General features: G+C 72.2%; 25 protein-coding genes. 1 reads left to right on the top strand and 24 read right to left on the bottom strand.

The annotated features are described in order from the left end of the window. Positions 1-3 precede the first annotated feature (3 nt). Positions 4-525 (bottom strand): hypothetical protein, encoded by a 522-nt coding sequence (locus ACKI2N_RS26425; RefSeq protein WP_420991776.1) that lies wholly within the window; start codon positions 523-525, stop codon positions 4-6. A gap of 304 nt (positions 526-829) precedes the next feature. Here ACKI2N_RS26425 and ACKI2N_RS26420 point away from each other — a divergent pair, with 304 nt between their 5' ends. Then, positions 830-1,585 carry an IclR family transcriptional regulator gene (locus ACKI2N_RS26420; RefSeq protein ID WP_420992065.1) on the top strand — a complete coding sequence of 252 codons (756 nt, stop codon included), beginning with the start codon at positions 830-832 and terminating at the stop codon, positions 1,583-1,585. A 22-nt stretch (positions 1,586-1,607) separates the two neighbouring features. Here the strand turns inward: ACKI2N_RS26420 and ACKI2N_RS26415 are convergent, their stop codons facing one another. The 23 genes from ACKI2N_RS26415 to ACKI2N_RS26305 all read right to left on the bottom strand — a co-directional run bounded on the left by ACKI2N_RS26415 (position 1,608) and on the right by ACKI2N_RS26305 (position 22,805). Further along, positions 1,608-2,696, bottom strand: coding sequence for a Rieske 2Fe-2S domain-containing protein (locus tag ACKI2N_RS26415; RefSeq protein ID WP_420991775.1), 1,089 nt, complete (start codon positions 2,694-2,696; stop codon positions 1,608-1,610). A 148-nt stretch (positions 2,697-2,844) separates the two neighbouring features. Continuing rightward, complete coding sequence (locus tag ACKI2N_RS26410) at positions 2,845-3,543, bottom strand: 4'-phosphopantetheinyl transferase family protein (protein WP_420991774.1); 699 nt, start codon at positions 3,541-3,543, stop codon at positions 2,845-2,847. Between the two features lie 31 nt (positions 3,544-3,574). Further along, on the bottom strand, positions 3,575-4,027 hold the full coding sequence (locus tag ACKI2N_RS26405; RefSeq protein ID WP_420991773.1) for an excinuclease ATPase subunit: 453 nt from the start codon (positions 4,025-4,027) through the stop codon (positions 3,575-3,577). A 70-nt stretch (positions 4,028-4,097) separates the two neighbouring features. Then, positions 4,098-5,327, bottom strand: coding sequence for a beta-ketoacyl-ACP synthase (locus ACKI2N_RS26400; protein ID WP_420991772.1), 1,230 nt, complete (start codon positions 5,325-5,327; stop codon positions 4,098-4,100). After that, positions 5,324-6,055, bottom strand: coding sequence for a 3-oxoacyl-ACP reductase FabG (fabG, locus tag ACKI2N_RS26395; protein ID WP_420991771.1), 732 nt, complete (start codon positions 6,053-6,055; stop codon positions 5,324-5,326). Before fabG ends, ACKI2N_RS26400 begins: the two co-directional genes overlap by 4 nt. Then, positions 6,052-6,534, bottom strand: a complete 483-nt coding sequence (locus ACKI2N_RS26390) for a hypothetical protein (RefSeq protein ID WP_420991770.1) — start codon at positions 6,532-6,534, stop codon at positions 6,052-6,054. The genes fabG and ACKI2N_RS26390 overlap by 4 nt, the downstream gene beginning before the upstream one ends. Before the next feature lie 2 nt (positions 6,535-6,536). Next, on the bottom strand, positions 6,537-7,721 hold the full coding sequence (locus tag ACKI2N_RS26385) for a beta-ketoacyl-ACP synthase (RefSeq protein WP_420991769.1): 1,185 nt from the start codon (positions 7,719-7,721) through the stop codon (positions 6,537-6,539). A 20-nt stretch (positions 7,722-7,741) separates the two neighbouring features. After that, on the bottom strand, positions 7,742-8,386 hold the full coding sequence (locus tag ACKI2N_RS26380) for a DUF3261 domain-containing protein (protein WP_420991768.1): 645 nt from the start codon (positions 8,384-8,386) through the stop codon (positions 7,742-7,744). Next, entirely contained in the window at positions 8,383-9,609 is a 1,227-nt protein-coding gene (locus ACKI2N_RS26375) for an NAD(P)/FAD-dependent oxidoreductase (protein WP_420992064.1), read from the bottom strand. The genes ACKI2N_RS26380 and ACKI2N_RS26375 overlap by 4 nt, the downstream gene beginning before the upstream one ends. Positions 9,610-9,716: 107 nt before the next feature. Next, on the bottom strand, positions 9,717-12,095 hold the full coding sequence (locus tag ACKI2N_RS26370) for an MMPL family transporter (protein WP_420991767.1): 2,379 nt from the start codon (positions 12,093-12,095) through the stop codon (positions 9,717-9,719). Next, positions 12,088-12,714 (bottom strand): outer membrane lipoprotein carrier protein LolA, encoded by a 627-nt coding sequence (locus ACKI2N_RS26365; RefSeq protein WP_420991765.1) that lies wholly within the window; start codon positions 12,712-12,714, stop codon positions 12,088-12,090. Before ACKI2N_RS26365 ends, ACKI2N_RS26370 begins: the two co-directional genes overlap by 8 nt. Further along, positions 12,711-13,151, bottom strand: a complete 441-nt coding sequence (locus ACKI2N_RS26360) for an acyl-CoA thioesterase (RefSeq protein ID WP_420991764.1) — start codon at positions 13,149-13,151, stop codon at positions 12,711-12,713. Before ACKI2N_RS26360 ends, ACKI2N_RS26365 begins: the two co-directional genes overlap by 4 nt. Positions 13,152-13,177: 26 nt before the next feature. Beyond that, a complete protein-coding gene (locus tag ACKI2N_RS26355; RefSeq protein WP_420991762.1) occupies positions 13,178-14,215 on the bottom strand; it encodes an acyltransferase in 1,038 nt (345 codons plus the stop codon). Further along, on the bottom strand, positions 14,212-14,955 hold the full coding sequence (locus ACKI2N_RS26350) for a glycosyltransferase family 2 protein (protein ID WP_420991761.1): 744 nt from the start codon (positions 14,953-14,955) through the stop codon (positions 14,212-14,214). The genes ACKI2N_RS26355 and ACKI2N_RS26350 overlap by 4 nt, the downstream gene beginning before the upstream one ends. After that, positions 14,948-16,654, bottom strand: coding sequence for an AMP-binding protein (locus ACKI2N_RS26345; protein WP_420991759.1), 1,707 nt, complete (start codon positions 16,652-16,654; stop codon positions 14,948-14,950). Before ACKI2N_RS26345 ends, ACKI2N_RS26350 begins: the two co-directional genes overlap by 8 nt. Then, positions 16,647-17,195 carry a hypothetical protein gene (locus tag ACKI2N_RS26340; RefSeq protein ID WP_420991758.1) on the bottom strand — a complete coding sequence of 183 codons (549 nt, stop codon included), beginning with the start codon at positions 17,193-17,195 and terminating at the stop codon, positions 16,647-16,649. Before ACKI2N_RS26340 ends, ACKI2N_RS26345 begins: the two co-directional genes overlap by 8 nt. A gap of 5 nt (positions 17,196-17,200) precedes the next feature. Continuing rightward, positions 17,201-17,458 carry an acyl carrier protein gene (locus ACKI2N_RS26335; RefSeq protein ID WP_020201155.1) on the bottom strand — a complete coding sequence of 86 codons (258 nt, stop codon included), beginning with the start codon at positions 17,456-17,458 and terminating at the stop codon, positions 17,201-17,203. A 67-nt stretch (positions 17,459-17,525) separates the two neighbouring features. Continuing rightward, the gene (locus tag ACKI2N_RS26330; protein ID WP_420991757.1) at positions 17,526-17,798 is read right to left on the bottom strand and encodes a phosphopantetheine-binding protein; all 273 of its coding nucleotides are present in this window, start codon (positions 17,796-17,798) and stop codon (positions 17,526-17,528) included. Beyond that, positions 17,785-18,561: a lysophospholipid acyltransferase family protein gene (locus tag ACKI2N_RS26325; protein ID WP_420991756.1), complete on the bottom strand. Its 777-nt coding sequence runs from the start codon at positions 18,559-18,561 to the stop codon at positions 17,785-17,787. The genes ACKI2N_RS26330 and ACKI2N_RS26325 overlap by 14 nt, the downstream gene beginning before the upstream one ends. After that, entirely contained in the window at positions 18,554-19,282 is a 729-nt protein-coding gene (locus ACKI2N_RS26320) for a beta-ketoacyl synthase chain length factor (RefSeq protein ID WP_420991755.1), read from the bottom strand. The genes ACKI2N_RS26325 and ACKI2N_RS26320 overlap by 8 nt, the downstream gene beginning before the upstream one ends. Positions 19,283-19,809: 527 nt before the next feature. Next, on the bottom strand, positions 19,810-21,072 hold the full coding sequence (gene fahA, locus ACKI2N_RS26315) for a fumarylacetoacetase (protein WP_420991754.1): 1,263 nt from the start codon (positions 21,070-21,072) through the stop codon (positions 19,810-19,812). 83 nt (positions 21,073-21,155) lie between these two features. Continuing rightward, the gene (hmgA, locus tag ACKI2N_RS26310) at positions 21,156-22,505 is read right to left on the bottom strand and encodes a homogentisate 1,2-dioxygenase (RefSeq protein ID WP_420991753.1); all 1,350 of its coding nucleotides are present in this window, start codon (positions 22,503-22,505) and stop codon (positions 21,156-21,158) included. 60 nt (positions 22,506-22,565) lie between these two features. Continuing rightward, a complete protein-coding gene (locus ACKI2N_RS26305) occupies positions 22,566-22,805 on the bottom strand; it encodes a DUF2783 domain-containing protein (RefSeq protein WP_020201149.1) in 240 nt (79 codons plus the stop codon). Between the last annotated feature and the right edge of the window lie 12 nt (positions 22,806-22,817).

Below are 22,817 nucleotides of genomic sequence, written 5' to 3'. Positions count from 1 at the left end.
GCGCTAGCGGCCCGAGCCGCCGGAACTCATGCCCGAGCCCGTGGACGACCCGCCGCCGGTGGTGGACGAATCGGGCGTGGTGCGCGGCATGCTGCCCGGGCTGCGGGGACGCGTGGTGCGGACATCGGGCGCATCGCGGCGGGTGCCGTCGTTGCGCATGGCGCCGTTGCGCGGATTGGTCATGGCGCCGTTCGGGCCGTTCGGACTATTCAGGCCATTGGGATTGTTCAGGCCGTCGGGCCGGTTGACGCCGCCTGGCGTGCCCGCGCCCGGCATGCCATTGAGTGTCCCGCCGCTGCCCGGGGCCTGGGGCGCGCCCAGCGTGCCGCCCGCGGCGCCGCCGGGGCCCGTGCCGGCGCTGCCGGCTCCCGTGCCGCCGCCGACCCCGCCGCCCCCGCCTGCGCCGGCTCCCGCGCCGCCGCCGGCCCCGCCGCCTGCGCCCTGCCCCATGGCGGTTCCGCAAGCGAGCGCGGCGCCCAGCATGCAGACCGCCGTCCATTTCCTGGCGTATTGTCGTGTGCTCATGGTTGTCTCCTTGCATGAACCGGATACGATGCCGCGCGTGCACGGCCCGCTCTTGTCACGCAATTCGCGTTCCCGCGCGGCCGCCTCCGGCAAACCCGGCCCACAGTGGAATCCGCGGGCTATCCGGTCAGGCGCCACGGCGCTATTTGCAATGCACCGGCAATTCCTACCTGCGCGAGGGCCACCGGCAACGCGGCCGCCGCGGCCGTGCCTGCCGATGCACTATGATGAGCGCTTCTTTCCACCCGCCCGGACATGCGCCCCGGGCAACGCCATGACCGCCAACGACAACAAGGCGCCGCCGATGAACGTGAAGACGGCGCTGCGCGTGCTCGAGATCATCGAAACGTTCGCGCGCGAGCGCCGCGCGCTCTCGCTCTCCGAGCTGGCCCGGCTGCTGGCGGTGCCGGCGTCGAGCTGCCTGGCGCTGATCCGCACCCTCACCTCGCTGGGCTATCTCTACGAAACCGGCCGCCGCCAGGGCTACTACCCGACCGGGCGCCTGCTGGCGATGGCGCAGCAGATCGCGCGGCACGACCCCGTGCTGGACCGCGTGCACGGCACCATGAACGAGCTGCGCGCGGCCACCGGCGAGACGGTGGTGATCGGCAAGCTGCATGAAGGGAGATGGGTGGTGTACCTGGACGTGCTGGAGTCCCCGCACGCCATCCGCTACATCGCCACGGCGGGCGAGCGGCGCGACCTGCACGCCAACTCGATCGGCAAGGCGCTGCTGTCGGTGATGCCGGAGGAGGAGCGCCGGGCGCTGATCGGGCAACTGAGCTTCGAGCGCTTCACGCCGCGCACGGTGGCGGACGCGGCGCAGCTCGAGGCCGAACTGGAAGCCTCGGCCGAGCGCGGCTGCTTCATCAACCTGGGCGAGTCGCTGCCCGACGTGGGCGCGCTCGCGTGGCCGGTACGGCTGTCGGGGGAATGCTACGGCATCTCGATCGCCGGGCCGGCCTACCGCATCGAACCGGCGCTGACGCGCTTCTCGGCCATGTTGCGCACCGCCTGCTCCACGCTGGAGCGCGACGAGCGCAACCGCTTCTCCAAGTAGCGGCCGGCGCCGGCGGCCCGGATCAGGCGGCGCGCGGCGTTTCCGCGCCGCCGTTCTGGCGCAGCAGGTCGCGCAGCTCGTTGATGACCGGGAACACCTCGTGGTTCCAGTCGGCGCCCTGCGCGTCGTGCGCGGCCTGCTCCATCTCGACGATCTCGCGGTCTTCCTTGAAGATGCGTTCGGTAAACCACACCAGCAGCGGCCACGCCAGGTCGAGCGCGCCGGGAATGCCCGGCTTCTTGATCGACAGCAGGCCGAAGGTGCGGTTGGTGCGCTGCTCGGCGTCGAGCGGCACGTAGACGATCCACAGGTCCATCACCAGCGTGCCTTCCGAGGTGCGGATCTGCAGCGTCTGGTAGGGATAACTGGTGCGTACCGTCATCACGTCCTTGTTGTTCTGGCCGCCGCCCTTGCCGCTGCCGAACACCAGCGCCTCGCCCACCGGCTGCTTGCCCTCCTCGCGCGAGAAGGTGTAGTCCACCTCGACCCAGCCGTCGCCGCGCCGGCGGCCCAGCGAGCGGGCGCGCATCTGCCCCATCTGCCGGCGGTGCAGGAACTGGTGGTTCATGTCCATCAGGTTCTCGTGCATGAACGAGTAGTGGCACTTCACCTCGCGGCCGAAGCGGCGGGTCTTGTAGGCCTTGTTGGCAACCGAGCCGAGCGCGGGCAGCGGGGTCTCGTCGGCCAGCACGGCGCTGCCCGGGAAGACGAAGATCAGGCCTTCGGCCTCGCGGCAGGGATAGGCGCGCACGCCATTGGGCAGCCGCTCGCGGCCCAGGTAGGGCACGTCGATGCAGCTGCCCGTGCAATCGTAGGTCCAGCCGTGATAGCAGCAGCGGATCGATTCGCCGGCCACCACGCCTTCGTGCAGCGGCACCTGGCGGTGCGCGCAGCGGTCTTCGAGCGCGAACACGGCGCCGGACTCGGTGCGCACGAGCACGATCGGCTCGCCCGCGAAACGCACGCCGTGCGCCTTGCCGCGCTTGACTTCGCGCGACCAGGCCAGCGGGTACCAGTGATCGGGATGGATCGCGACGCGGCGCAGGTCGCGAAGGGGAGCTTCGGCAGGGCTATCGTTGGCACTGCTGTCAAGCAACGGGACTGCATGCATGGGGAATATTCTCCTCGCGTATTCGGGGATCTCGGTAAGCCGGTTGCATGGGCGGAGGCGCTCGCACCGTCCAGTCTACCCGAAGGCACGCGATCCGGATGTAGGAAGGCCACCGACGCGGCGCCCGGCCATGGCGCCGGCGTGACGGTCAGGCCGCTTGCGCGGCCGCGGCCAGATGCCAGTAGCGAATCCCCGCGGGCAAGGCGCCGGCGAGCGCGACGGGAGGACCGGCGCTGAGCGCCAGCATGGCATCGCCATGGCGCCAGGTGCAGGCATTGGCGGCGGTGGGCGAGGCGGCCGGCGAGATGGCCACGGCGCGCCCCAGCATGGTCTGGAACAGCGCGCCGCCGGTGCGCTTGAGCCAGGCTTCCTTCAAGGTCCAGAGCCGGAAGAACGCGGCCAGCCGGGCCTCTGCGTCGCCGGCGTCGGCCAGCTCCGGCATGGCGGCGCGCTCGGCGGCGCTGCTGACCGCCCCGATCAGGGCATCGAGGCCCTGGCGCGGGCGCAGGCATTCGAGATCGAGCCCGAGCGGGGCCGGGCCCGCGGCGCAGGCGACCAGCCCGCCGGAATGGGAAATCGAGAGATGCGCGGGCACGGGCCCGCTGGCTTGCGGCGGGCCGTCCGGCGCGGCGCCGAGCGTCCAGTCCTGCCAGGCGCCGCCGCAGGCCTGCGCCAGCAGCGCGCGCGCCAGCCAGCGTCCGGCCACGAACTGGCTGGCGCGCAGCCCGGCGCGCAGCCCGGCGAGCCGGCGCGCCTCCTGCGCGCTCATCCACTGCTCCGGCGGCGGCGCCAGCGCCGCCATGCCGGCCACTTCGGCCACGCGCACATGGACAAGCCCGGCCTGCATGGCGCGCTTCAGCCGCGGACCGCTTCGCCGGTCACCTGGCGGCGACCCGGGCATAGGTGCCCTTGAGCGCGACGCCGGCCACCACGGCGCCGGCATGGCATTCGTACTCGGCCGGGCTGGCGACCTCCACCTTCTTGTAGTAGCTCACCACGTTGACCACGGCATTGGCGCCCAGCGACCTGGCCTTGTCCTGGAACGCGATCAGGGCCGACAGCGCGGCCCAGCGGCAGGCTTCCTCGTCGCTCTTGCCGAAGCTGTTGGTCTTGCGGTTGGACACGTCCTCTTCCTTGCTCTCCAGCACCTTGGGCTTGGCCTGCCCGGCCAGGAAGAACTTGACCGAGCCGTCGAGCTTTTCCTGCGCCTCGGGCATGTCCAGCACGTCCTTGAACGGCAGCATGTACTTGGTGTCGCGCGCCGCGGCGGGCGTGGACAGGAGCATGGCAGCCGCGGCGGTGGCGGCGAGGATCGAGACAGCGTGCTTCATTGACCTTCCTTTCTTGGTTTTGTCGATCAGGAAAAAACGGGCGGCGCCGCAGGGAGCCGCCCGGGTCCGGCTAGTCACGCCAGCGGCGGAACACCAGCGAGGTGTTGATGCCGCCGAACGCGAAATTGTTGCTCATGGCGTAGTCGACATCGAGCCGGCGGCCCGCGCCCATGATGTGGTCGAGCGGCGCGCAGCGCGGGTCGGGCGTGGCCAGGTTGATGGTGGGCGCGAACCAGCCCTCGCGCATCATCTCGATGGTCATCCAGGCTTCCAGCGCGCCGCAGGCGCCCAGCGTATGGCCCAGGTAGCTCTTGAGCGAGCTGACCGGCACCGCGCCGCCCAGCACCTGCGCGGTGGCGTGCGACTCGGCGATGTCGCCTTGGTCGGTGGCCGTGCCGTGGGCGTTGACGTAGCCGATGGCCGAGGCCGCCAGCCCGGCGTCCTCGAGCGCCAGGCGCATGGCCTGCGCCATGGTGCCAGCCTGCGGCTGGGTCACGTGGGCGCCGTCGCTGTTGGTGCCGAAGCCGACCAGTTCCGCCAGGATGCGCGCGCCGCGCGCCTGCGCATGCTCGAGCTCCTCCAGCAGCAGCGTGCCGGCGCCCTCGCCCAGCACCAGACCGTCGCGCTCGCTGTCGAACGGGCGCGGCGTGGTGTGGGGCGCGCCGTTGCAGGTGCTGGTGGCGAACAGGGTGTCGAAGACCGCGGCCTCGGTCGGGTCGAGTTCCTCCGCGCCGCCGGCCAGCATCGCCACCTGGCGCCCGCTGCGGATGGCCTCGTAGGCGTAGCCGATGCCCTGGCTGCCCGAGGTGCAGGCGCTGGAGGTGGTGATGATGCGCCCGGTGATGCCGAAGAACACGCCGATATTGACCGCCGTGGTGTGCGGCATCATGCGGATATAGGTGGTGGCGCTGATGTCCTCGGTGGTGCGTTCGTTCATCATGCGCCCGAAGTCGGCCACCGCGGCGGGCGTGCCGGTCGACGAGCCGTAGGCGATGCCGAGCTTGCCGCCGGTCACCAGCGGATCGCCGAGCAGGCCCGCCTGCCGCAGCGCGGCCTCGCTGGCCAGCACCGACATCACCGCCACGCGCCCCATCGCGCGCGTGGCCTTGCGCGTGTAGTGCGCGGGCAGAGCGAACGGCGGCACCGGCGCCGCCAGCTGGGTGTTCAGGCCCTTGTACTCCTGCCAGCCGGGCATGTGCACGACCGCGTTGCGCCCCTGCGCCAGGCGCTCGCGCACCGTGGCCCAGTCATTGCCCAGCGCGCTGACCGCGCCGGCTCCGGTAACGACGACCCGCTTCATCCGAACATCCCCCCGTTGACCGAGATCACCTGCCGCGTGATGTAGCCCGCGTCGGCGGACATCAGGAAGGCCACCGTGGCGGCCACTTCGTCCGGCGTGCCCATGCGGCGCGCAGGGATCATGCGCAGCGCTTCGTCCAGCACGTGCGCCTCCACCATCTCGGTGTCGATCAGGCCGGGCGCCACGCAGTTGACGGTGATGTTGCGCTTGGCCAGCTCGATGGCCAGCGCCTTGGTGGCGCCGATGATGCCGGCCTTGGCCGCGCTGTAGTTGGCCTGGCCGCGGTTGCCCACCAGCCCCGAGACCGAGGACAGCGTGACGATGCGGCCCGGCTTGCGCCGCTGCACCATCGGCATCACCACCGGATTGAGCACGTTGTAGAAGGCATCCAGGTTGGTGTGGATGACCTCGTCCCACTCCTCGCCGGTCATGGCCGGGAAGGCGGCGTCGCGCGCGATGCCGGCGTTGCACACCACGCCGTAGTAGCAGCCGTGGGCTTCGATGTCGGCCAGCAGCGCGGCGGCGGCCTGCTCGCGCTGGCGCACGTCGAAGCACAGCACGCGCGCGCCGCAGCCCAGCGCGCGCACCGCGTCGGCCACCGATTCGGCCTCTTCGCGCCGCGCGCGGCAATGCACCACCACATCGCAGCCTTCGCGCGCCAGGCGCAGCGCGATGGCGCGGCCGATGCCGCGCGATGACCCTGTGACGAGCACGGTCCGGTCCGTCATGGTTGTTGTCCTTGCAAGAACGCCCGCGCGTCGGCGGGCTGGAAAACGGAAACGTTGGCGCGCGCGACTTCGCGGCCGTCGAGCGACACGGCGCAGGCGAACATGCCCAGGCCGTTGTCGCCGATCAGTTCGGCGCTGACCTGCACGGTCAGCACGCTGCCCACCGGGAAGGCCGGCACGTCGCACTCGTAGCGGCGCGAGCCGAGCAGGAAGCCGATGCCGGGCTTGCGCCCGGCGCGCCAGTCGCGCGCGCCGGCCCAGGCGGCGATGGCCTGCGCCATGTATTCGATGCCGACCCAGCCCGGCATGCCGGCCTCGTCGACGAACAGCTGCGTGGCCCGCACCGTGGCGCGCGCCACCGCCCGCTCCTCGTCGGCGCTGAGCAGCTCGTCGAGCAGGCGCATGGCGCCGGCATGCGGCACCAGCTCGGCAATCGCCGGCAACCCGGCGCCGCGCTCGCTTGTGATGGTCTCGCGCATGCTCAGCCCGCCCCGAGGATCACGGCGCTGTTGCTGCCGCCGAACGCGAAGGAATTACTCATCGCGTAGCGCGGCGCATGGCCCAGCGCCTCGCCGGGCGCCACCACGTGCAGCGGCGGCAGCGCCGGATCGGCCGCGCCGTCCCACCAGTGCGCCGGCAGGCGGCCTTGCGGGTTGCCGGCCAGCGTCAGCCACATCAGCGCCGCCTCGATGGCGCCCGCCGCGCCGAGCGTGTGGCCGGTCATCGGCTTGGTCGAACTCAGCGGCACCCCGGCGCCGAACAGCGCGGCGCAGGCCAGCGCTTCCATGGCGTCGTTCTGCGCCGTGGCGGTACCGTGCAGGTTGAGGTAGTCGATGGCCTGCGGGGCCAGCCCGGCGCGCGCCAGCGCCTGCCGCATGGCGGCCTGCGCGCCGGCGCCGCTGGGATCGGGCGCCGACATGTGATGCGCGTCGGAAGTCTCGCCCCAGCCCGCCAGCCGCACTTCGCCCGGCTCGCGCGAGAGCAGGAAGACCGCGGCCCCCTCGCCCAGGTTGATGCCGGCGCGGTTGACCGAGAGCGGATTGCAGCGCGCGGCCGAGACCGAGTCCAGCGCGCTGAAGCCGGCCACGGTAAACGGGCACAAGGTGTCGGCGCCGCCCGCGATCACCGCGTCGGCGGCGCCGCTGCGCAGCAGCCGCGCCGCCGCGGCCAGCGCCTTGGCGCTCGACGAGCATGCCGTGGACAGCGTGTACGCCACCCCGGTCACGCCGAGCGCGCCGGCCAGGAACTGCGCCGGCGAGCCGAGTTCCTGCTGCCCGTAGTGGAAACCTTCGGGCCAGGCGCCGCTGGCGCTGCGCGCGCCGACCGCCTCGCCGCCCTCGGCGATGCCCGAGGTGCTGGTGCCCATCACCACCGCCACGCGCGCCGGGCCGAAGCGGGCGATGGCCGCCTGCAACTGCGGCAGGCATTGCAGCGCGGTGTGGTGCAGCAGCGCGTTGTTGCGCGTGCGGTGCACCAGCGCCGTGCCTTCGGGCAGCGCCAGCGCGGCATCGACCGTGCCGAGGTGCAGCGGCCGGCCCGCGCTGTAGCGCCCGGTGACCTCGCCGCCGGGTGCGGCGTCGGTGCGCCAGAGCGCGGCGCGCACGGCGTCCACGCCATCGCCCAGCGCGCAGGTCACGCCGAGTGCATGGATAAAGACATCGTTCATTCCGGCATTCGTTGTGGCATTCATTGCGGCCCTCCTGGCGTCGCCGCCGGCAGCGTGCGGATGGTCAGCCGGTAGCCGTCGCGGTATTGCTCGAATTCGATCGTCCGCGGGTCCGGGTAGCGTATCTCGGCCACCGTCTCGCCGCCCGCGCGCAGCACGCGGCCACCGCCCTCGGCGTCGAGCCGCCAGCCGGGCGGCAAGGCCGCGGCGATCGCCGCCACCGGCCACAGCGACAACTGCATCTCGCTCAGGATACGCTCCGGCACCAGTTCGGCCGGCGCCCACGGCGAGCGCACCACGCGCAGGTCGCGCCCGTCCCAGTCGAGCCGCGCCAGCACCTGGCCGCCGGCCAGCGCGGCCAGCCGCGTATGGGCGGCATCGGCTTCGAGCAGGGCCTGGATCTCGCGGGTCTCCTCGCCGCGCGGCGTGCGGTACGTCACCGTGATCTGCTGCTGCAGCATCAGCGCGCGGCCCAGCGAGGCCGGCGGCAGGCGCAGCAGCGGCACCGGCTCGCGGCTCGCGGCCGGAACAGGCGCGCGGCGCGTGGCCGGGGCAGGCGGCACCGTGCCGGGCGCGGCGCAGCCGGCCAGCAGCAGCGCCGCGGCGGCGGCCAGCAGCGCGCCCCGCGCGCTGGCCCGGCGCGGCATGGAACGGGAAACGGTCACGCGCAAAGCTGCTCCAGCACGGCCAGGCGGCGCCGCGACTCGGTCACGAACGGGTTGCTGCGGTCCCACGCATAACCGGCCAGGATGGCCGAGATCATGCGGCGGATATCCGGCGTGGCGTCGGGATGGAAGATCAGCTTCTGGAAGCGCCCTTCGTACCAGGCCTCGACGAAGGTGCGGAAGCAGTCCACGCCTTCCTTGAGCGGGCGGCCGTACTCGGCCTGCCAGTCCACGGTTTCGCCGGCGAACTGGCGCGCCAGGCAGGCCGTGGCGAGGCTGGCCGACTTGAAGGCGATGGTCACGCCCGACGAGAACACCGGGTCGAGGAACTCGCCGGCGTTGCCCAGCAGCGCATAGCCCTTGCCCCACAGCGACTTCACATTGGCCGAATAGCCGGCGATCTGCCGCGCCGGGGTGTCCCATTCGGCGTTGGCCAGCAGCCTGGCCAGGCCGGGCTCTTCGCCGACCAGCGCCTTGAGGCGCTCGGTCTCGGTGCCGGCGTACCGGTCGAGGAAACGCTTTTCCGCCACCACGCCCTGCGAGCAGCGGCCGTCCGAGAACGGGATGGTCCAGTACCACACGTCGACGTGCTCCGGATGCACGCTGACGCGGATCTTGTTGCGGTCGAAGGTGCCGGGCGGCACGCGGTCTTCCACGTGGGTGAAGATGGCGCTGCGCACCGGGAAGCCGGACGGCGACTCCAGGTCCAGCAGGCGCGGCAGCACGCGGCCGAAGCCGGAAGCATCCAGCGCGAAGCGCGCCTGCACGCCATAGACGTTGCCGTCGGCGTCGCGCACGGTGACGCGGGGCTGCTCGCCCTCCACGTCCACCGCCGTGACCTGGTGCCGGAAGCGCACCTCGGCGCCCTGCTTCTGCGCCTCGCGGATCAGCACGTCGTCGAAGCGCGCGCGCTGGACCTGGTAGGTGGTGCCCCAGCCGGCGGAGAACTTGTCGCGGAAATCGAAATCGGTATAGCGCCCGCCGCGCACGAAGGCGGCGCCGTTCTTGTACTGGAAGCCGGCTTCCACCACGGCCTGCAGCATGCCCGCCTCTTCGATGTACGCCATGCTCTGCGGCAGCAGGCTTTCCCCGATCGAAAAGCGCGGGAAGGTTTCCTTCTCCAGCACCAGCACGCCGATGCCGCGCTTGCGCAGCAGGCCCGCGGCCACGGCGCCCGCCGGGCCCGCGCCGATGACAAGGACGTCCACCTGTTCGATATGCATCGCTACCCCTTCCTGTCGTTTGATCTTGTTGGTCTTGTTGGTCTTGTTGGTCTTGTTGGTCTTGTTGGTCTTGTTGGTCTTGTTGGTCTTGCTGGTCTTGCCTGTCGTTACCGGTCCCGGTGCCGCGCGGCGTCCGGCCCGCCGGCCCGCGGCCGGAACCACGGCGACAGCAGCCACACCGCGCCCACGCCGGACAGCATGGTCATGCCGAACGCGTGCAGCGCCGGCGTGGACGACAGCGCGAGCAGGCCGAACGCCAGCAGCGTGCTGGCCGCGCCCAGCACGATCGCCGTCCACGACTCGCCGTCGCCAGGATGCTCGAGCAGGAAGATGCCGTAGTCCACGCCCACGCCCAGCAGCAGCGCCAGCGCCAGCACCGAGAACAATTGCAGCGGCACCTGCAGCCAGCCCAGCAGCGCCACGCTGAACAGCGCCGCCAGCAGCGTCGGCACCAGCGCGCGCCATGCGCCGCGGCCGTAGCGCCACGCCAGCAGCAGCGCCACGGCGGCGGCGCCGGCGGCCAGCAGCCACGTCATCAGCACGCGGTAATGCTTGAGCAGCGAGGACAGGTCCGCCACGCGGTCCACCCATTCCACGCCGGGCACCGTGGCCGCGGCGGCTTCGATCAGCGCCAGCGTGGCCGGCTTGTCGAGGCCGCGCAGCAGCATGACGCTGGCATAGCCGTCGCCTTCGCGGTCCAGCCACAGGTGGCGCAGCGTGTCCGAGACCGGCGCGGCCAGCCATGCCTGCAAGGTCAGCACCTGGCCGGCCGGCGCGGCGCCGGCCGCGCCCACGGCGCCGCCCACCGCGCGCGCCACGCGCTCGCGCACGGCGCTTTCCAGCCCGCCGGCCAGGGCCGCGTCGGCGCGCTGGCGCGCGGCCGAAGGCACCCAGTCGGAAATCGCCACGAAACCGTCCAGGCCGCCGCGCGCCACCACGCCGGCCAGCGCCTGCTTGACCTGTTCCTCGCGCGCCAGCACCTGGTCCGGCGTGGCGCCGCGCACGAGCAGGAACTGCGCCGGGCTGGGCGTGCCCAGCAGGCGCCCGGCGGTGCGCTGCGCCTCGATCAGCGCCGGCGGCGAGCTTTGCAGCTGGCGCACGTCGTCGGCCACGCGGACCTGCCACAGGCCCGGTACCACGAACAGGGCCAGCAGCCCGAGCAGCAGCAGGGAGCGGCGCTCCGTGCCCACGCGCGGCCAGCGCGCCAGGCTGGCGGTCAGCCAGGCCGACAGGCGGGTCTGGCGCAACTGGCCGCGGTCCAGCAGCGGGAACCAGAACACCACGGTCAGGAACGCCGCCACCAGCCCCACCGCCGAGAACAGCGCCATCTGGCGCAGCCCCGGGAACGGCGCGATGCCGAGCGCGAGGTAGGCCACCGCGCTGGTCGACAGCGCCAGCGCCATGCCCGGCAACAGCCGGCGCATCACCTGCGGCGGCGTGGCGCCGGCACTGGCCTGGCGCGAGACGAAGTAATGGATGCCGTAGTCCTCGGCCACGCCCACCAGGCTGGCGCCGAACACCAGCGTGATCAGGTGCACGCGGTCGAACACAAGCGCCGTGACGGAGACCGCCGCCGCCGTGCCCACCAGCAGCGACAGCCCCACCAGGACGATCGGGCGCAGCGAGCGGAAGGCCAGCCACACCAGCAGCAGCACCGCCGCCAGCGAGCCCCAGCCGATCACGTTCATCTCCAGGCTGGCCTGCGCGGCGGCCGCTTCGGCGTGCAGCGGAATGCCGGCCGCCACCACCTGCACGCCGGCGCCGCCCTGCTGCGCGGCGCGCGTGGCGAGCCCGAGCAGGTCGGCATAGTCGGTGTCGCCGCTCACCGAGAACGCGGGCTTGCCGATGCGGTACGTCAGCAGCACCCATTCCTTGCCCTCGGCGCTGAGGGCGGCCAGGCCGTCACGCTCGTGCACGCGCGTCATGGCCGCGCGCGACAGCCACCAGTCCTGCCACAGGCCGAGCGGGTCGGCGGCCCAGCCGGTCAGGCGCGGGCCGGTGGAGAGCTGGTAGAGGCGGGTCAGCGCCTGCTGCGCGAGCGTGTCCGCGTCGGCATGGCCGAGCATGGCGCGCTGGCTGTCGGTCAGCAGCCGGTCGCGGTACGGCCGGTAGAAGGCCAGCGCCGCATCCAGGTCGAAGCTGGCGATGCGGTCCACCGGCTGCAGCAGGCTCGCCCGCGGTTGCGTCGCCGCGCTGAAACGCTGCGCCGCCGCGCGCGCGGCCGGCCAGTCCGGCGCGCCGACCAGCACCACGATCTCGCGCGAGACGCCGTCGGCCAGCCGGCGCAGCACGCGGTCGGCGGTGGCGGTGCGCTGGCTGGTGGGCAGCAGCGCCATCACATCGGTGTCGAGCCGCGAGGCGCGCCAGAACTGCAACTGGTGCGCCGCCAGCGCGATCACCAGCAGCAGCCAGGCCACGGCCAGCACCCGCTCCAAGGTGCTGAGGCCGCGCAGGGGCTTGCCGGTGGCCATGCCCGCGTTACTCAAAGCGCTGCTCCTCGTCGGCCGCCAGGCGGGTGGCCGCGCTCGGCTCGATCAGCTTCACGTGGGTGCTGTCGCCGCCCGCTTCCTCCAGGCGCACGTCGCGCACGAAGCGGTCGCCGGCCAGCTCGATGCGCGCGAACACGCGGCGCATGGCGGCGTCCCTGGGCGTGAGCGTCAGCGACCAGCCGTCCTTGCCGGCCAGCTTGCCGGCCACCTCGAAGCGCGCCGACAGGGTCCGCAGGTCGCCGCGCAGCACCGCGATCACCGATTCGCCGACCACGCGCATGGCGGGCTGGGCGTCGGCCTGCATCTGCTGCTGCACGCGCCCGTCGGCGCCGCGCATGACCAGCCGGTCCGGCGTCACCAGCAGGCTGGAGGCGAACGGCTCGCGCGTGCTCCACACCACGCCGCGCTCGCGCGCGAGCACGAAGTCGCCGCGCGACACCAGCGGGTTGGCAAAACCGGACAGGCGGCGGGTCTGCTCGAAGCGGCCGTGGATCACCGGCGCGTCGGACAGGCGCGCGGCCACCGCGGCCAGCAGGTCGGGGGCCGCCGCGCCGCACAGGCGCGGGGCGGCCAGCGCGGCGCCGCACAGGGCCAGCAGGAAGCCGCGGCGCTTCATGCCCGGCCCTCCCCGTCCGGCGCGGCCGGCACGCCGAGCCGCTCCCACAGCACCGGCGGGCACACGTAGCACATCTCGCCGCTGCGCATGTCCACCGCCACCTGGATGGTGTAGCCCTTGGTCAGGCGCCGGCCGGTGGCGGCGTCGCGCACCAGGTAGTCGATCTTCAAGCGGTTCTCCCACTCGACGATGGCGGCGCGGACGACGAAGGGCTGGCCATAGGTCAGCGGGCCGACGTACTTCACGCGCATGTCCACCACCGGCCAGGCGTAGCCCGAGTCGCGCATGGCCGGGTAGTCGTAGTGGAAGCGTTCGAGCAGCGCGCAGCGCGCCTGCTCGAAATAGCGCACGTAGTTGCCGTGCCACACCACGTTCATCGGGTCGAGGTCGTGGAAGGCGGGGCTGAGCGTGATCTCGTGGCTGAGGTCTGGGGACATTGCGGTTGCGGTATGGGGGCGGGACGTCAGTCGCCGCGCGGCGCCGGCGCGGACCGGGGCGCCGGGCGCGGCGCGCCGGCGCGCGCGGCCTCGGGCACGCCGCCGCCCTGCCCCCAGAAATCGTAGAAGTTGAACCAGTCGTAAGGCGACTCGGCGAGCAGCCGCGACAGCCACTGCGCATAGTCGGCGGCATGGCCGGTGAGGATGGCTTCGCGCCGCGCGCGCGGCAGGCGCACCTCGCGCGCCAGCTCCGTGAAGCGCAGCAGGTGGCCGTCGCCCGAGCGCACGCAGCCCATGGCGAACAGCGGGCACTCCATCAGCGCGGCCAGCACGTAGGGGCCGACCGGCAAGCGCGCCGGCGCGCCGAAGAACGGCACCGTGACCGTGCGGCCGCCGTGCACCGGCACGCGGTCGCCGGCGATGGCGACGAACTCGCCGGCGCGCACCTTCTCCGCCAGTTGCAGCGCGGTGGCCGGCGAGATGTCGTCGACCTGGAACAGTTGCAGCCCCGAGCGCGGGTCCAGCCGCGACAGGATGCGGTTGAACTGCGCCGCGTGCGCGGTATGCACCAGCACCGTCAGGCGCAGCCCCTGGCGCTGGCTGGCCAGCACGCGGCACAGTTCCAGGCAGCCCATGTGCGCGGTCACGATGATGCCGCCCTGGCCGCTGGCGATCTGCCGCAGCATCACCTCGGCGCCTTCGCGCCGCACGTTGCCGTAGCGATAGCCGCCGCCGATGGCCAGCAGCTTGTCGAGCAGCGTCTCGGCGAACGAGAACAGATGGCGCAGGCTGTGGCGCAGGCCCGGCGTGGCGCCGGCCGGCAGCACCGCGCCGGTGGCGGCCTGCACGCGCCGCAGGTAGTCGAGCGAGGCATGGCGCGCGAGCGGCCTGGCCAGCCAGTAATAGGTCACCACCGGGTACAGCACGGCGCGGAACAGCGTGCGGCCGCACAGGCGGTAAAGGCCGTACAGGCACCACACGCCCCACACGCAGGTGGACTCGCGGATCTGGCTCCAGTGGCGCGCCATGCGGCCGAGCTGGCCGGCTTTCGGAGGCGTGTTCATGCCGGCCGCACCTTGCGCCACAACAGCAGCGGCAGCCGCGCGACCATGCCGCAGAACAGCCGCGCATGCATGGCGGAGATCAGCGCGTTGTCGCGCCACGCCTGGAAATGCGAGACGCCGTCGGACGGATAGGTGACCTGCGTCGGCACGTTGACGACAGGCACGCCGCGCCAGACCAGGTGGACCAGCACCTCGGTGTCGAACTGCATGCGCCGGCCCAGCCGGACCTCGCGCACCAGCGTCAGCACCGTGGCGAGCGGATAGACCCGCAGGCCGCACATCGAATCGCGGATGGCGAGCGACAGCGTATTGATCCACACCCACACATGGGTCAGGTAGCGCGCCAGCAGCCGCACGCGCGGCACCGACTCGTCGTAGACCGGGTAGCCGCAGACCATGGCGTGCGGGCGCGCCTGCGCCAGCGCCGCGAACTGCGGGATGCAGGCGGCGTCGTGCTGGCCGTCGGCGTCGATCTGCAGCGCGTGCGTGAAGCCCATGCGGGCGGCCTCTTCGAAGCCGGCCATGATGGCGCCGCCCTTGCCCTGGTTCTCGGCCAGGCGGATCAGGTGCACGCGCCCGGCGTGCGCGGCGGCGATCTCGCGCAGCACGCGCTCGCACGCCGGGCTGCTGCCGTCGTCCACCAGCAGGCACGGCAGCGGATGCCGCAGGATGGCCTGCACCATCGCGCCGATGGCGCGCTCGTGGTTGTAGACCGGCACCAGCACCACCGGCTTAAACATGGGCGTCTCCAAAAACGATGCGCCCGCTGGCGTGCGGGCCCTGCGCGGAACTCAGGCGGAACGCCAGCGCGCGGCGCTCGGGCTGCCACGTCAGCGCCAGCTGCACCGTGCTGCCGGGCACGATCACGGCCTGGAACTTGAGCGTTTCCAGGCGGCGGAACTGCGCGCGCGGCGGCACCGGCAGGCGCTCGGGCGCGAGCGCCATGACCCAGTCGACCTGGGCCACGCCGGGCGCGATCGGGCTGCCCGGGAAATGGCCGTCGAACACGGCGAGGTCTTCGCCGATCTCCAGCTCGGCGCTGGCCGACAGCGCGTCTTCGGATGCCTGCCAGCGCGCCACCGGCAGCACGCGGCGGAACACGTCGCGCAGCATGGCCTCGGTGGTCTTGCCCTGGGCGTTGCACGGCAAGGCCTCGGCAAAGTGCCAGCGGCGCGGCAGCGCGAGCGCGTCCACGGCCGGGGCGAGGTCCGCGCGCAGCGCCGCCAGCAAGGCCGCCCTGCCCGCGCCGGCCAGCATGGCGGCGCCGCTCGCGCTGGGCACCGCCACGGCGCCCAGGCGCATGCCGCTGTCGAGCTCGAGCAGCACCACGCGCGCTTCGCGCACCAGCGCCGACTGCTGCAGCGCCTGTTCGACCTGCGTCAGCGAGATGCGCTTTTCCTCGATCTTGACGATGCGGTCGGCGCGGCCCGCCAGCGCGAAGCCGCCTTCGCCGGCCGGCTGCACGCGGTCGGCGCACAGATGCCAGCCGTGGTCCGGCAGGTGGGCCGAGCGCACCGCGAGAAAGCCGTCCTGCAGGCGCCATTGCACGCCCGGCAGCGGCGTCCAGCGCTCGTCGTGGCGCGCGCGCTGGCGCCAGGCGATGCCGCCGGTCTCGGAGCTGCCGAAGACTTCCACCGGCGCCCGGCCGAGATGCCGCAAGGCATCCGCCGCGGCCTCGGGCGGCAGCGGCCCGCCCGACGAGAACACCGCATGCAGCGCGGCGCGCGCGGGCGCCCAGTCGAGCGCCGGCGGCATGCGCCGCAGGTGCGCCGGGCTGGTCACCAGCACCGCCGGCGTGCCGTCGCAGGCGCCCACGATTTCCTCGTGGAAGGCCAGGCGCGCGGCCGGCATGGCGCGCGCCGCGGCCAGCGGCCACAGCACGCAGAACAGCAGGCCGTAGATATGCTGGTGCGAGACCGTGGCCAGCACGCGCGCCTGCGCGGGTAGCGCGGCGCCGAAGGCGGCCTGCAGCGCCCGCACTTCCGCCTCCAGTTGCGACAGGTGCTTGACGATGGCGCCGGGCACCCCGGTGGAGCCGGAGGTAAACAGCGTCACCTGGGTCGCGCGCGGGTCCAGCGCCGGCCATTCGGGGGCCGGGCCGGCCGCGTGCGGCTGCGGGCGGATGCCGCCGGGCAGGTCGCCGGCGCGAGCGTCGGCGTGCCCCTCCAGCGCGGCCAGCGTCTCGGCGCGCGTGTCGCCGGGCAGCACCACATGCTTGCCGGCATGCCAGGCGCCGAACAGCGCGGCGGCAAATTCGCCGGTGGCTTCGAGGTAGAGCGCCACGCTGGCGCCGGGGACCGCGGCGAAGGCCTGCCGCCAGGCGGCCGCGCGCCGCACGAAGGCCGGCGCGTCGAGGCCGCCCGCTTCGCCATGCGCCACCACATGCGTGCGCGCCGACAGCGCGGCCATCGCGCCGCTGGTGCCAAGCCACTCAGCCATGCCGCCCCCCCGCCATCGCGCGCTGGCGCACCAGCCATTCGCCGGCGAACATCGCGCCCATCAGGCCATAGGCGATGCCGCCGTTGTAGAGCGCCCAGATGCGGTCGCTGGCCAGCACCGCGGTCAGCGCCGCCGCCGTGCCGTTGCAGACGAAGAACACGCACCAGGCCTGGGTCACGCGCCGCGTGTAGGCCACGCCCGCGGGCGGCAGGTCCGGCTCGCGCAGGCGCGCCAGCCGCTCGACGAGGCTGGGCGGGTGGCGCAGGCTCCAGCCGAACACGGCCAGCGTGCCGGCATTGACCAGCACCGGGTAGAGCTTGAGCGGCAAGGCGTGGTTGGAGGCCGCCACCACCGCGGCCAGCCCGGCGGCCAGCACCGCCAGCAGGCGCCAGCCGGCCTGGCGGCTGGTCAGCGCGCGCAGCAGCGCCAGCGCCACCAGTGCCAGCGCCAGCACGCGCGGCGGCCAGTATTGCAGGCCGAAGTAGATCGCCACCGGGTAGCACAGCGTGAGCGCGCCGAGCAGCAGTTTGCGCAAGCGCATGCGGATCAGGCCGTGGCGGGCGAGTCGATCAGCAGGGCCAGTGCCTGCACCACGTCCTGCACGGTGCGCACGGCCTTGAACTGCTCGGGCTTGATCGGCTTGTTGAGCATGGGCTTGAGCTTGACCAGCAGGTCGACCGCGTCGATGCTGTCGATGTCCAGGTCCTCGTACAGGCGCGCCTCCGGGCGGATGCGGGCGCGCTCGATCTCGAAGGTTTCCTCGAGCACGGTGGCCACCCGCGCGAAGATTTCGTCATGAGTCATGAGGGGCTCCCCTTGTCGGTTGTGCTTGCCGGGCTTGCCGTTGCAAGCGGGTTGATGGGCGGCGGGCTCAGGCCGGGGCCTGGCTGGCGCGTTGCGAGGCCACGAAGGCGGCCAGCGCCGAGACGCTGGCGAAGCGCGCGCGCATCTCGTCCTTGTCGCCGTTCATGGCCACCCCGTAGCGCTTTTGCAGCGCCAGCCCGAGCTCGAGCGCGTCGATCGAATCCAGGCCCAGGCCGTCGATGAACAGCGGCGCGTCGGCGTCGATGTCGGCCGGGCCGATATCTTCGAGCGACAGCGATGAAATGATCAGTTCCTTGATGTCTTGTTCAAGCGCCTTCACGGCGGACCTCCCTGGAGAAAAACTCGGATAGCGATTGTGTCAGTTGCCGCACGGCCAGCGCGTCGTCCAGCCCGGGGCTCACCGAGCCGGCCACGCTGATGTCCTCCCGCACGTCGATCACGTAGCGGGGCCGGCGCGCCGGCACGCGGTACCACTTGTCGCCCTTGGCCAGCGTGGGCGGCTCGCAGCGGATCACCACCGGCGTGAGCGCGAAGCCGCCGCGCACGGCGATGTTGGCCGCGCCGCGCTGCAGCCGCAGCGGGCCCCGCGCCGGCGTGCGCGTGCCTTCGGGAAAGATGACGAGGTTGTTGCCGGCGCGCAGCGAGGCGATGCAGTCGTCCACCATGCCGGCGCCGGAATCGTTGCAGACGTAGCCGGTGGCGCGCACGGGCCCGCGCGTAAACGGGTTGCGCGCCAGCCCCGACTTGACCACGCAGTCGGCCTGGCGCGTCAGCGCGACCAGGAAGATGACGTCGATCAGCGAGGGATGGTTGGCCACGATCAGCAGGCCGCTGCGCCGCAGCCGCTCGGGGTGCAGCACTTCGTAGCGGATCACGCCGACCGCGCGCATCAGCAGCAGGAACAGGCGGAAGGCGTGGCGGACGACGTTCTTGCAGGTCCGCTGGCGGCTGGCCGGGGACCACAGCAGCACCGTGAGCAGCGGGAACACCAGCACGCGCAGCAGCAGGCCGCCCACGCCGAAGCTGGAGAAGCACAGGCCGGTGGCGCACACGCGCCAGGCGCGGTCCAGGCGCTCAACCATGGCGCTGCCACCTCCAGCCGGCGCGCTCGCCGGCGTGGCGCAGTTCGGCGTCGCCGGCCAGCGCGAAGCGCAGCACGTCGAGCCCGTGGGGCAGCAACGGATTGCGCGGCGCCGGCACGGGCGCGTCGGTTGCCTCCAGGCTGAACACGGCATCGCCGGCCCGCGGCCTGGCCACGCGCCAGGCCCAGCCGAACAGGCATTCCGGCTCGTCGGCAAAGACCGCATAGGGCGCCGGCAGCGGCGCCTCATACTGGACCAGCAGGACTTCGGGGGCGCCGTCGGCCAGCAGGCCGCAGGCTTCCACCACCGCGGCTTCCACGGTATCGCGGCCGGCGGCCAGCGCCTGCAGGTTGGCGGCGTCGCCGCGGTCGATCGAGTACAGCGCGCCGATGGCGTTATGCACGGACAGGCCGAACGCGGTGGGCGAGAGCGCTTCGCCGTCGGCCAGGTTGCCGAGCATCTGCAGCGGACGCAGGGTGTCGCCGTGGCGCGAGGCGAAGATCACCGGAATGCCGTCCACGCCCGGCTGGCAGGCGTAGGCCGGATGCAGCGCGGCCCGGCCGAGCGCGGAGACACGCCGGCGCAGCATCGGCGCCATGGGGCTCAGCGCCGGCAGTTCGTCGCCGGCCGGCAGCCAGGGCGCCCGGCTCCAGGCCAGCCAGGCTTGCTGCGTGTCGAGTTGTGCTGCACATGCCGCCCATGCGCGAATACCGAATTCCATTGCCCTGCCGTTCGCGTTGGGTGGAAGAAATGGCCCGCCGGCGCACTGCCCGCCCGCGGTGTCCGGCGGCGATCGCGCAAGACGCGTATCGCGCCTGTTGACGCACCGTTGGCGGCAGATAACGCTGGTTGCCTCCTGTTTACCACCTGTCCGGCACCTGCTTGCCGGTGAGGCGCCCTGCTCGCGGGCGCTTTTCGCCGCCTGTTTTTCCGGGCCGCCCCCGGCATGGCCGGGGCCGTAGCCCGCATTTCCGTATTAACGGCGAAAAGCTTGCCAAACTGACCTCGGGGTGAGGCCGCAGCCGCAAACACCCCGGTCTGGCATTGCATCAGTGACGCAGAAAACAGGACGAACTTTGGCCTGCATTTTTTGTCAGGCCCGAATTCTCGCACAAAGGGACAGCGGCGGGGGATGCCAGATGGTTAAGAAAGTTCGCAAATGTAACCACCAAAACGAGGGGCGGCGGCGGGCCGCCCCGCCGCCGCCCCGCGTCCCGGAAGCCGCGGCCCCGGGGGGCCGCCCGGCGTTCAGTTCGCCGGCAAGATCTTGCCGGTCACCTCGCCAAAGCCGACCCGGTAGCCCTCGCCCTGGCACCAGCCGGTCATCACCACCTCGTCGCCATCCTCGAGAAAGCCCCGGCTGGCGCCATCGGCCAGCGCCAGCGGCTCGGCGCCGTTGCGGGTCGATTCGAGCAGGCTGCCGCAGGAATCCGGCGTGGAGCCGCTGATGGTGCCGGAGCCCATCAGGTCGCCCACGCGCACATTGCAGCCGGACACGGTGTGGTGGGCCAGCTGCTGCGCCATGGTCCAGTACATGGCCTTGAAGTTGGTGCGGCAGACCGTGGTGGCGTGCTCGGCACCTTCGGGGCGCAGCGCCACTTCGAGGGCGATGTCGTAGGCGTTGCCCTGTTGCTGCCGGAGGTAGGGCAGCGGCTCGGGCGATTGCGCCGGGCTGTCGCGGCGGAACGGCTCCAGCGCGTCCATGGTCACCACCCACGGCGAGATCGAGGTGCCGAAGCCCTTGCTGTTGAACGGCCCCAGCGGCACGTATTCCCATTGCTGGATGTCGCGCGCGCTCCAGTCGTTGAGGATCACCATGCCGAAGATGTGCGCGGGCGCGTCGGCCGTGCTGACGGCCTGGCCCAGCACCGAGGGCTTGCCGACGATGAAGGCCATTTCCAGTTCGTAGTCGAGCTTGCGGCAGGCCGTGAAGATGGGGCGCGGCGCGTCGGGCGGCTTGATCTGGCCCTTGGGCCGGTGCAGCGCGGTGCCGCTCACCACCACCGAGCTGGCGCGGCCGTTGTAGCCGATGGGGATTTCGAGCCAGTTGGGCAGCAAGGCGTTCTCGGGGTCGCGGAACATGCGGCCGACGTTGGTGGCGTGCTCGCGCGAGGAATAGAAGTCGGTGTAGCCGGGAATGTCCACCGGCAGGTGCAGCGTGGCCCAGGCCATCGGCACCAGCGCCTGTTCGTGCAGGGCCGACTTGCCGCGCAGGGTGTCGTCGCCGGTCGACAGCAGGCGCGTCAGGTGCTGGCGGGTCTCGCTCCAGGCCGGCTTGCCGAGCGCGATGAAGGCATTGAGCGTGGCGCCGCCGAACACGCCCTTGACGGCCGGCGGCAGCAGGCCGGCGCCGTCGAGCACGGCAAGGTCGAGGATGAAGTCGCCGATGGCGACGCCCACGCGCGGGCCCTGGCCGGCGCTGGAAAAGATGCCGTAGGGCAGGTTCTGCAGCGGAAAATGGGTGACGCCGTCGTTGGCGGATTCGATCCAACTCTGCTGGATGGTGGTCATCGGGGGCTCCGGAAGGGAATGACATTGCGCCGGGGCGCCCGCGCGGCCTGGCCGCGCGGGCGCCCCGAGGAAGGGGACAAGGATCAGCGGCGGGCCGGGTCGAAGTGCTTCTTCAGCCCTTGCCAGCAGGTGTAGTAGTCATGCTGGAGCTGGGCGGACTCGGCCGCGTACGGCGTCGGGCGGATCACGGCCGGGGTCTCGAACATGAACGCCATGGTATCGCCGATATGGTGCGGCTGCGAGGTGTCCGCCGCGGTGGCCCTGGCGAAGGTCTCGGCATCGGGGCCGTGGCCGCTCATGCAGTTGTGCAGGCTGGCGCCGCCGGGCGAGAAGCCATCGGCCTTGGCGTCGTAGACGCCCGCGATCAGGCCCATGAACTCGCTGGCGACGTTGCGGTGGAACCAGGGCGGGCGGAAGGTATCCTGCGCCGCCAGCCAGCGCGGGCCGAAGATGACGAAGTCGATGGTGTCCACGCCCGGGGTGTCGGACGGGCTTTGCAGCACCAGGAAGATCGACGGGTCCGGGTGGTCGTAGCTGATCGAGCCGATGGTGTTGAAGCGGCGCAGGTCGTACTTGTAGGGCGCGTAGTTGCCGTGCCAGGCCACCACGTCCAGCGGCGAATGCCGGATGGGCGCGCGCCACAGGTTGCCCTGGAACTTGGCCACCAGCTCGAAGTCGCCTTCGCGGTCCTCGTAGCAGGCATGCGGGGTGAGGAAATCGCGCGGGTTGGCCAGGCCGTTGGAGCCGAGCACGCCCAGGTCGGGCAGGCGGAACAGCGCGCCGTAGTTCTCGCAGATATAGCCGCGCGCCTCGCCGTCGGGCAACTCCACGCGGAAACGCACGCCGCGCGGCACCACCACGATCTCCTGCGGCTCGACCTCGAGCACCCCCATCTCGGTGGCCAGGCGCAGCCTGCCCTGCTGCGGCACGATCAGCATCTCGCCGTCGGCGTTATAGAAGAAGCGGCCGTCCATCGGCCGGTTGGCGAGGTACAGGTGGATGCCGCACCCGGTCATGGCTTCGGGGCTGCCGTTGCCGGCCATGGTGACGATGCCGTCGACGAAGTCGGTGGGCGCGGCCGGCATCGGCGGCGGGCTCCAGCGCATCTGGTTGGGCGACGGCGGCACAGCGTCGAAACGGCTGACGATGCGCGCCTGCTCCAGCGGCGCGAACGGCTCGTGCATGGCCGCGGGGCGGATGCGGTAGAGCCAGCTGCGGCGGTTGTGCGCGCGCGGCGCGGTGAAGGCGGTGCCGGAGATCTGCTCGGCATAGAGGCCATAGGGCGCGCGCTGCGGCGAGTTTCGCCCCACCGGCAGCGCGCCGGGCAGCGCTTCGGTGGCGAATTCGTTGGCGAAGCCGGACTGGTAGGCCGGGGCGGCCGGGGTAGCCGCCTCGCGCGGATGCGCCGGCGCGTGAAGTTGGGTCTGGGTCATGGCGTGGGTCTTCCTTGGAGTCTTTTCCTCTGGATACGGGAAACGGCTGGCCGCGCAGCGTCAGGCTGCGGCCGCCGGGTCGGCGGCGGGCTGGCGGCCAGCCCGTGCGAGCACGCCCGCGCGGGCGTGCGTCATGGCTTCCTGCAGGATGGCAAGGTCGCCGATGTGGTTGGCGAGCAGCAGGATCAGTTGGGCGTTGGCGGACTGGCTCTGGGCGTCGGACAGGTCGCGGTGCATGTCGATCAGGGCCTCGTAGAAATCGTCCGGACGGGCGAGATTGGGTTCGGTGTTGAGCGGCATCGGCGTGTCTCC

Source organism: Cupriavidus sp. 30B13 (genome assembly GCF_049059565.2).
Taxonomy (GTDB): domain Bacteria; phylum Pseudomonadota; class Gammaproteobacteria; order Burkholderiales; family Burkholderiaceae; genus Cupriavidus.
This window is presented reverse-complemented; position numbering and strand designations above follow the sequence as displayed.